5 protein-coding genes are annotated in these 4116 nt (G+C 61.9%); 3 read left to right on the top strand and 2 right to left on the bottom strand.

The annotated features are described in order from the left end of the window. Positions 1-53: 53 nt before the first annotated feature. Both Q0K15_RS10785 and Q0K15_RS10790 read left to right on the top strand, forming a co-directional pair. On the top strand, positions 54-821 hold the full coding sequence (locus Q0K15_RS10785) for a TatD family hydrolase (RefSeq protein WP_294515849.1): 768 nt from the start codon (positions 54-56) through the stop codon (positions 819-821). Positions 822-833: 12 nt separating this feature from the next. After that, positions 834-1451, top strand: coding sequence for a TatD family nuclease-associated radical SAM protein (locus Q0K15_RS10790; protein WP_294515850.1), 618 nt, complete (start codon positions 834-836; stop codon positions 1449-1451). Positions 1452-1925: 474 nt separating this feature from the next. On the opposite strand, the gene Q0K15_RS10795 is transcribed toward Q0K15_RS10790, so the two are convergent. Both Q0K15_RS10795 and ychF read right to left on the bottom strand, forming a co-directional pair. Further along, positions 1926-2114 (bottom strand): DUF933 domain-containing protein, encoded by a 189-nt coding sequence (locus tag Q0K15_RS10795; protein ID WP_365933929.1) that lies wholly within the window; start codon positions 2112-2114, stop codon positions 1926-1928. Between the two features lie 39 nt (positions 2115-2153). After that, on the bottom strand, positions 2154-3248 hold the full coding sequence (gene ychF, locus Q0K15_RS10800; RefSeq protein WP_294515851.1) for a redox-regulated ATPase YchF: 1095 nt from the start codon (positions 3246-3248) through the stop codon (positions 2154-2156). A 241-nt stretch (positions 3249-3489) separates the two neighbouring features. Between ychF and Q0K15_RS10805 the strand changes: the two genes are divergently transcribed. Further along, on the top strand, positions 3490-4065 hold the full coding sequence (locus Q0K15_RS10805; protein ID WP_294515852.1) for a rubrerythrin family protein: 576 nt from the start codon (positions 3490-3492) through the stop codon (positions 4063-4065). The last annotated feature ends 51 nt before the right edge of the window (positions 4066-4116 follow it).

Below are 4116 nucleotides of genomic sequence, written 5' to 3' on the forward strand. Positions count from 1 at the left end.
GGCGCAAAACGGGTAAGATTAAGACAATGAAATGAAAAAGCGAGGACCGAGCCATGATCTTTGACACCCACGCCCACTACTATGACGACGCCTTTGACGCCGACCGGGACGCCCTGCTCTCCGCCCTGCCGGGCAAGGGGGTGGCCCTGGTGGTCTGCCCCGGCTGCGACCTGGAGAGCTCCAGGCAGTGTGTGGACCTGGCAGAGAAATACGACTACATCTACGCCGCCGTGGGCTTCCACCCGGAGAACCTGGAGGGGGCCGCCCTCACCGACCTGGGCCAGATCCGGACCTTGGCCGGGCATCCCAAGGTGAAGGCCATCGGCGAGGTGGGTCTGGACTACTACTGGGTCAAGAGCCCGGAGGACCGGGCCTTTTCCCGGGACTTTTTTGACGCCCAGCTCTCCCTGGCCGAGAAGCTGGACCTCCCCGTCATCGTCCACGACCGGGACGCCCACAAGGACTGCCTGGACATCGTCAAGGCCCATCCCAACGCCCGGGGCGTCTTTCACTGCTGCGCCCTCAGCGCCGAGGATGCCAAAGTGGTGCTGGATCGGGGCTGGATGCTCTCCTTCACCGGCAACATCACCTTCGCCAATGCCCGCCGGGCGCCGGAGGTCATCCGCTGCGCCCCCATGGACCGCATCATGCTGGAGACCGATGCCCCCTACATGGCGCCGGTCCCCCACCGGGGGGAGCGCTGCGACTCCAGTCTCATTCCCATCACCGCCGCCACCATAGCCCAGCTCAAGGGCCTCACCGTGGATGAGGTCCTTGCCATCACTCTGGACAACGGAAAGCGGTTTTTCGATATCACCTGAGGAGAGAGCGATATGGAGACCATCACTTATGAATATGAGAACGCCCTGTACGTCAACCTGACCAACCGCTGTGACTGCTCCTGCGTCTTCTGCCTGCGGCACAACGGCCACAAGGGTTCCATCTACGCCGACGACCTGTGGCTGGACCACGAGCCCACCCGCGAGGAGGCCCTCCGGGACCTGCTGGACCGGGACCTGCCCAGCTACCGGGAGCTGGTCTTCTGCGGCTTTGGAGAGCCCACCTACCGCATCGACGATATCCTGTGGCTGGTGGACGAGCTCAAGCGGACGGTGCCCGGCCTGCCGCCGGTGCGCATCAACACCAACGGACACGCCAACCTCCTCCACGGCCGGGACGTGTGCCCCGACCTCAAAGGGCGCATCGACGTGCTCTCCATCTCCCTCAACGGGTCCACGCCGGAGGAGTACCTGGCCGTCACCCAGCCCCGTGATGGCATCCTGGCCTGGAAGTCCATGCTGGACTTTACCCGTGAGGCGGTAAAGTATGTGCCCACGGTGATGATGACCGTGGTGGACAAGGACAAGTCCCCCGAGGAGATCCAGCGCTGCCGGGAACTCTGCGAGAGCCTGGGCGCCCACCTCCGCGTCCGCGCCTACATCCCCGATTAGCCCTTTTTCTCTCGTCCTTTTTCTTGTAAGAAAAAGGACCAAAAAGAACTTTGACATCGCTCTGTAAGTCCTGCCCGACCGGCGTAGCCGCCCGGTAACGCAAGGCAGACAGAGAGAGGATGACAAGCTATCCGGTCAAAAACCTTCCCCACCCAGGGGGGAAGGTGGCCCAGAGGGCCGGATGAGGGGACGCCGCTCAACCAGAAAACGCATACAACGAACAAAGACCCGTCCACGCCGCAATCAAGCGGCGTGGACGGGTCTTTTTCCCTCTGCTGATTTACACGTTGAACCGGAACAGGATGATGTCGCCGTCCTGGACGCCCCCAACGGGACACGTCCCGTCGGGGACCCCATGATTTCACTTCTGTCCGGGCGAAGTGAATCCGCCCGGACCAATTCTCGCTGCGCTGCGAATTGACGCGCCAAATGGCGCGGCGCGCTTTCGCGCGTGTGGTCCAGGCCGGCCAGACCTTACACGTTGAAACGGAACAGGATGACGTCGCCGTCCTGCACCACGTACTCCTTGCCCTCGGACCGCACCAGGCCCTTTTTCCCATGGACACCAGTGTCCATGGGGACCCTCTCTTTCACTTCCTCGGCGGAAATCAATTCCGCCTGCGGCAAGGCCCGGCCAATATGGCCGGGCCTTGTACGGCGCATATGCGCCGCCCCGCTCTGCAGGGCCCCGGAAAAGGGCTCTTACACGTTGAACCGGAACAGGATGATGTCGCCGTCCTGCACCACGTACTCCTTGCCCTCGGACCGCACCAGGCCCTTTTCCTTGGCGGCGTTCATGGAGCCGTTGGCCTTCAGATCCTCGAAGGAGACCACCTCGGCCCGGATGAAGCCCCGCTCGAAGTCGGAGTGGATCTTGCCGGCAGCCTGGGGGGCCTTGGTGCCCTTCTTGATGGTCCAGGCCCGGCACTCGTCCTCGCCGGAGGTGAGGTAGGAGATGAGGCCCAGCAGGGCGTAGCTGGCCTTGATGAGCCGGTCCAGGCCGGACTCGGCGATGCCCAGGTCCTCCAGGAACATGGCCTTTTCATCCGGCTCCAGCTGGGCAATCTCGGCCTCCAGCTGGGCGCACACCGGGATCACCTGGGCGCCCTCGTCGGCGGCCACCTTGGCCACCTGCTGGTAGTAGCCCACATTCTCATAGTCGGAGAAGCCCGCCTCGTCCAGGTTGGCGGCGTATATCACCGGCTTCAGGGACAGGAGCTCCGACTGGGCGATGAGGGCGGCGTCGTCCTCATCACACTGGTAGGAGCGGGCCGACTTGCCCTCGTTGAGCCAGTCCATGAGCCCCTGGAGCACCTGGGCCTCGTGGGCGGCCTTCTTATCGCCGGTCTTGCCCATCTTGGCGCACTTGTCCATGCGCCGCTGGACCATCTCCATGTCGGCCATGATGAGCTCGATGTCGATGATCTCGATGTCACGGAGGGGATCGGTGGAACCCTCCACGTGGATGACGTTGGGGTCGTCAAAGCAGCGGACCACGTGGACGATGGCATCGGTGGCCCGGATGTTGGACAGGAACTTGTTGCCCAGGCCCTCGCCCTTGGAGGCGCCCTTCACCAGTCCGGCGATGTCCACAAACTCGATGACGGCGGGGGTGATCTTCTTGGGGTGGTAGAGCTCGGAGAGCCAGTCCAGACGGCTGTCCGGCACGGCCACCATGCCCACGTTGGGGTCGATGGTGCAGAAGGGGTAGTTGGCGCTCTCGGCGCCGGCGTTGGTGATGGCGTTGAACAGGGTGGACTTGCCCACGTTGGGCAGGCCGACGATACCTAATTTCATCTATCTTTGCATCTCCTCATCCTGGATGATCTTCCTCGTCATGGCGGAAGGACCCTTCCGCCCCAAAAAGCGTGATATATTATACCACAGCGCCAGTTTTTTCACAATAGCCACCCTCTCACCATTTCCCTCGTCCTGCTGCGGTTACAAATTTTTCTGCCCCCTATTGACTATTCCAAAAACTTGTACTATTATAATAATAACGATTCTTATTATTGGTAATACATGGAGGCTCATACATATGGAACTGAAAGGATCTCGTACCGAACAAAATCTGATGGCCGCCTTCAGCGGCGAGTCCATGGCCCGGAACAAGTACCTCTTTTTTGCCGACAAGGCCCGGCAGGAGGGTCACCCGGAGGTGGGGGAGCTCTTTGAGCAGATGGCTCAGAACGAGGGCATCCACGGCAAGCTCCTCTACCAGAAACTCAAGGGAGTTGGCTCCAGCACCGCCAATCTCCAGGAGGCCATCCAGGGCGAATACGGCGAGTGGAGCAGCATGTACCCCTCCTTTGCCGACATCGCCCGGGAGGAGGGCTTTGAGGCCATCGGCACCCTCTTTGACCAGATTTCCAAGATCGAAAAAGACCACGAGTTCCGCTTCCTCGCCGCTCTGGCCAAGCTGAGCGCCTCCGGCTCCAAAACCGCCGCCCCTGCTGCCCCTGCCGCTCCAGCCCCCACCAAGATGGTCACCGTGGCCGGTTACCGCTGCATGTTCTGCGGCGCGACCTTTGAGGAGCGCCCCGATGTGTGCCCCGTCTGTGAGGCCATCGGCTCCTTTGAAAACACCACCATTCAGAAAAAGGTGGACGGCTGAGTTTCCTCCATCGCCGCGTGCAAGCGCCGCGGACCATGCCGCACTGGGCAT

The organism is uncultured Intestinimonas sp. (assembly GCF_944387245.1).
Taxonomy (GTDB): domain Bacteria; phylum Bacillota; class Clostridia; order Oscillospirales; family Oscillospiraceae; genus Intestinimonas.